Origin of the sequence: Agrococcus sp. HG114 (assembly GCF_024723325.1) — a bacterium.
Taxonomy (GTDB): Bacteria; Actinomycetota; Actinomycetes; order Actinomycetales; family Microbacteriaceae; genus Agrococcus.
Map to the genome: position 1 here is coordinate 1 of NZ_JANQCH010000165.1, position 4,377 is coordinate 4,377.

A 4,377-nucleotide genomic window follows, 5' to 3' on the forward strand; every position below is an offset into this window, starting at 1 on the left:
CGCGAGGATCGGCGCCGCGAGCCACGGCGCGGCGGCGGCGCCCACCGCGAGTGCGATGAGCGCCGCCCCGAGCGCCGCCACGGCTCCTGCGACCCGCATCGGCGCGACCACTGCGCTAGATCGCGGCGCGGCGCGCCGTGGTGTCGCGGTCGAGCGCGAGGCCCGTGCCGAGCAGCACGATCGCCGAGGCGAGGTGCAGGATGTGGTCGGCGGTGTTGAGGGCGAGGATGTTGAGCGCCGTCCCCACGAGGAAGAAGCCGACGATGCCCACGATGAGGTAGACGGCTCCGACCGCGATGTTGGTGCTGCGCGCGGCGGGGGTGCTGCGGAGGCCGGCCATGAGGAGCGCCGCCCCGATGAGCAGGTGCACGATGTTGTGCAGGTGGTTCACCTGGAAGACGCCGAGCAGCAGCCCGCCCTCCTCCCCGGCGAAGTTCGGGCCGGCCACGAACAGCCCGAGCACCCCGACGAGCAGGTACACGGCGCCGAAGATCGTGGCGACGAGCCGATTGGGTGATTGCGACATGACTCCTCCTTCTCCGGCTGCCGCCGGCCCGCTCGCCGCGGTGACGAGCGGGGTCTCGGTCGGGGGTTCGTCGCTCCCGGCCGTTCGGATTGGAACGCGTTCCGCTCCGAAGTCGGGGCCAGCATGGCTGTCGGGAGGGGCGTGCACAATGGGCGCATGGTGGGAATCGGAGCAGACCACGCCCTGAGCGATGCGAACGAGCGGGCGCAGGAGCTGCGGACGCGCATCGAGGAGGCGAGCGCCGCCTACTACGACCGGGACGCGTCGATCATGTCCGACGCCGAGTACGACGCGCTCGTGCACGATCTCGAGGCGCTCGAGCGCGAGCACCCCGAGCTGCAGAGCCAGGACTCGCCGACGCAGTCGGTGCAGGGCGGCACGACGGGCGGCCTGCCGACGATCGAGCACCGCGAGCGCATGCTGAGCCTCGACAACGTCTTCTCGATCGAGGAGCTGCGCGAGTGGTGCGCGAAGACCGAGGCCGCGGCCGGGCGCGAGGTCGCCTGGCTCACCGAGCTGAAGATCGACGGCCTCGCGATCGCGCTGCGCTACGAGCGCGGCGTGCTCACGTCCGCCGCGACGCGCGGCGACGGGCGGGTCGGCGAGGTCGTGACGACGAACGCCCTGCGCGTCGCCGGCATCCCCCACCGGCTGGCGGGCGACGACCACCCCGAGGTCGTCGAGGTGCGCGGCGAGGTCTTCATCCCCGTCGCCGCCTTCGAGCGGCTGAACGCGCTGCAGGCGGAGTTCCGCGAGCGCTCGATCGCCGAGGACCGCGCGAAGTGGGAGCAGCGGCCGGCCGCGAGCCGGGGCGAGTTCGACGAGGAGCGGGCCGCCGATCGCGCGGCGAAGCGCTTCCCCGCGTTCGCCAACCCGCGCAACGCCGCCTCCGGCGGTCTGCGGCAGCAGCTCGAGAAGAAGACCGGGCTCGAGCGCGAGGCGGGCGAGGCGCGCATCGAGGCGCTCGCGATGTACGTGCACGGCTTCGGCGCGTGGGGCGACCCGCCCGTGGCGGCGCAGAGCGAGGTGTACGGGCTGCTCGCGTCGTGGGGGCTGCCGACGAGCCCGCACGTGGAGGTGCTCGGCGGCGTCGACGAGGTCGTCGCCTACGTCGAGCGCTTCGGCGAGCAGCGGCACTCGGTCGAGCACCAGCTCGACGGCATCGTCGTCAAGGTCGACGAGCTCTCGCTGCACGCCGAGCTCGGCATCACGAGCCGCGCCCCGCGGTGGGCGATCGCCTACAAGTACCCGCCCGAGGAGGTGCACACGAAGCTGCTCGACATCGTCGTGAGCGTCGGCCGCACCGGTCGGGCGACGCCCTACGCCAACATGGCGCCCGTGCAGGTCGCCGGCTCCGTCGTGCGGCAGGCGACGCTCCACAACCAGGACGTCGTGCGCGTCAAGGGCGTCCTCATCGGCGACACGGTCGTGCTCCGGAAGGCGGGCGACGTGATCCCGGAGGTGCTCGGCCCGGTCGTCGAGCTGCGGGACGGCACCGAGCGCGAGTTCGTGATGCCGGAGCGCTGCCCCGAGTGCGGCACGCCGCTGCGTCCGATGAAGGAGGGCGACGTCGACCTGCGCTGCCCGAACGCGAAGGACTGCCCCGCTCAGGTGCGCGGCCGCGTCGAGCACATCGGCAGCCGCGGCGCGCTCGACATCGAGGCGCTCGGCGAGGTCACGGCGGCCGCGCTCACGCAGCCGCGCGTGCCCGCTGAGCCGCCGCTGCCGACCGAGGCGGGGCTGTTCGCGCTCACGCTCGAGCAGCTCGTGCCCATCGAGGTCGTCGTGCGCGACGCCGAGACGGGGCAGCCGAAGCTCGACGACGACGGCGAGCCGGTCGTGCGGCGCCCGTTCCAGGTCGTGCGGCGCGAGTACCCCGAGGGCACGGAGTCGATGACGGCCGCCGAGCGTCGGAAGGCGGGCATCACGAAGCTCGAGGTGGCCTACCCGTCGAAGCAGGCGGAGACCCTCCTCGCTGAGCTCGAGCGAGCGAAGACCAAGGACCTCTGGCGGCAGCTCGTCTCCCTGAACATCCGCCACGTCGGGCCGGTCGCCGCGCGGGCGCTCGCCGGCTGGTTCGGCTCGCTCGGGGCGATCGAGGCGGCGACCCCGCAGGAGCTCGCCGAGGTCGAGGGGGTCGGGCCGATCATCGCGGACGCGGTCGTCGAGTGGCTCGCGGTCGACTGGCACCGCGAGATCGTCGACGCGTGGCGAGCGGCGGGCGTGCGGTTCGCGACCCCCGGTCATCCCGGTCCCGGTGCGGCGGCCGAGCGCGGCGGCGTGCTCGCGGGGCTCACGGTCGTCGCGACCGGCTCGCTCGAGGGCTACACGCGCGAGGGCGCCGAGGAGGCGATCATGGCCGCGGGCGGCAAGGCCGCCTCGAGCGTGTCGAAGAAGACCGACTTCGTCGCGGCCGGTCCCGGCGCCGGCTCGAAGCTCGCGAAGGCCGAGGCGCTCGGCGTGCGCATCATCGACGCCGCGCAGTTCCACGTGCTCGTCACCGAGGGACCTGACGCGCTCGCCTGATCCGCACCGCGCCCTCGGGCCGCCGCTGCCGCACCGCTCAGAAGAGCGTCGCCGCCGCGAGCATCGGCTCGCCCGAGGTCGACGGCAGCTGCTTCGCGCGGTTGCTCGGCGCGACCGCCGAGATGCCGGTGCCGGGCGCCACGACCGTGCGCCCGAGCCCGTGCCGGCGCTGCAGCGGGCGGATGCGATCGCGCAGCCACGACCGGTACTCAGGGTGCGCGTAGGAGCCGAAGCGGCCGCGCGCGTCGCGGTAGACGCGGTCGTAGAGCGGCAGCAGCTCCGGGTGCTCGGCCCGGAGCCACTGCAGGTACCACTCGCGCGCGCCCGGCCGCAGGTGCAGGGCGCTCGCGATCGCGCTCGTCGCGCCCGCGTCGGCGATCGCAGCGAACGCCGTCTCGAGGTGCGCTCGCGTGTCGGTGAGGCCCGGGAGGATCGGCATCGCGAACACCGCGCAGTCGAGGCCCGCGTCGCGCACGGCACGCACGGTCTCGAGGCGGGAGCGCGTCGTGGGCGTGCCGGGCTCGACCTCCTGCTGCAGCGCGTCGTCGAAGATCGCGATCGACATCGCGATCGAGACCGGCACGTCGCGCGCGATCGACTGCAGCAGCGGCAGGTCGCGGCGGAGGAGCGTGCCCTTCGTGAGGATCGAGATCGAGGCGCCGTGTCGCGCGAGCGCGCGCAGCACCCCGGGCATGAGCCGGTAGCGGCCCTCGGCGCGCTGGTACGGATCGGTGTTCGTGCCGAGCTGCACCGCGTCGACGTCGCGCCTCGGGCCCGCGAGCTCGCGCTCGAGCACCTCGACGAGGTTCGCCTTCACGACGATGCGCGAGTCGAAGTCGGCGCCAGCGTCGAGGTCGAGGTACGTGTGCGTGTTGCGCGCGAAGCAGTAGCGGCACGCGTGCTGGCAGCCTCGGTAGGGGTTGATCGTCCACGCGCCGCCCATGAAGCCGTCGCCCGCGACGTGGTTGAGCGCGCTCTTCGCCGTGATCTCGAGGAACGACGTGCCGTCGAAGCCCGGGGTCGGCCATGACTCGAGCACGCTCGCCCGCTCCTCGAGCCCCGGCAGCGCGTCGTCGTCGATGTGCGTCGCGGTCTGCGTCTCCCATCGCATGCGATCATTCGAACACACGTTCGATGCGGCCGCAAGGCGACGCGCCGCGCGGCTAGGGTGCTCGCGTGGGGGCGGTGCGACGGCGGATGCGCGTGGTGCTGCCCGCGGTCGCCTCGAGCGCCGCCGTGGCGGGGCTCGTCGCCGCGGTCGGCGTCGCGATCGGCGACTCGGCCGCCGCGTGGCTCGGCGCGAGCACCGGCGGGCCGCTGTGGGG

Annotated in this window: 3 protein-coding genes; 1 reads left to right on the forward strand and 2 read right to left on the reverse strand. The window is 73.8% G+C overall.

Annotated elements, in window-relative coordinates; all coding sequences use genetic code 11:
* Positions 1 to 115: 115 nt before the first annotated feature.
* Complete coding sequence (locus NWP09_RS11995) at positions 116 to 526, reverse strand: DUF4383 domain-containing protein (RefSeq protein WP_258275734.1); 411 nt, start codon at positions 524 to 526, stop codon at positions 116 to 118.
* Positions 527 to 682: 156 nt separating this feature from the next.
* Here NWP09_RS11995 and ligA point away from each other — a divergent pair, with 156 nt between their 5' ends.
* Complete coding sequence (gene ligA / locus NWP09_RS12000; RefSeq protein ID WP_258275735.1) at positions 683 to 3,052, forward strand: NAD-dependent DNA ligase LigA; 2,370 nt, start codon at positions 683 to 685, stop codon at positions 3,050 to 3,052.
* 37 nt (positions 3,053 to 3,089) lie between these two features.
* On the opposite strand, the gene NWP09_RS12005 is transcribed toward ligA, so the two are convergent.
* Complete coding sequence (locus NWP09_RS12005) at positions 3,090 to 4,163, reverse strand: Rv2578c family radical SAM protein (protein WP_258275736.1); 1,074 nt, start codon at positions 4,161 to 4,163, stop codon at positions 3,090 to 3,092.
* Positions 4,164 to 4,377: the final 214 nt, after the last annotated feature.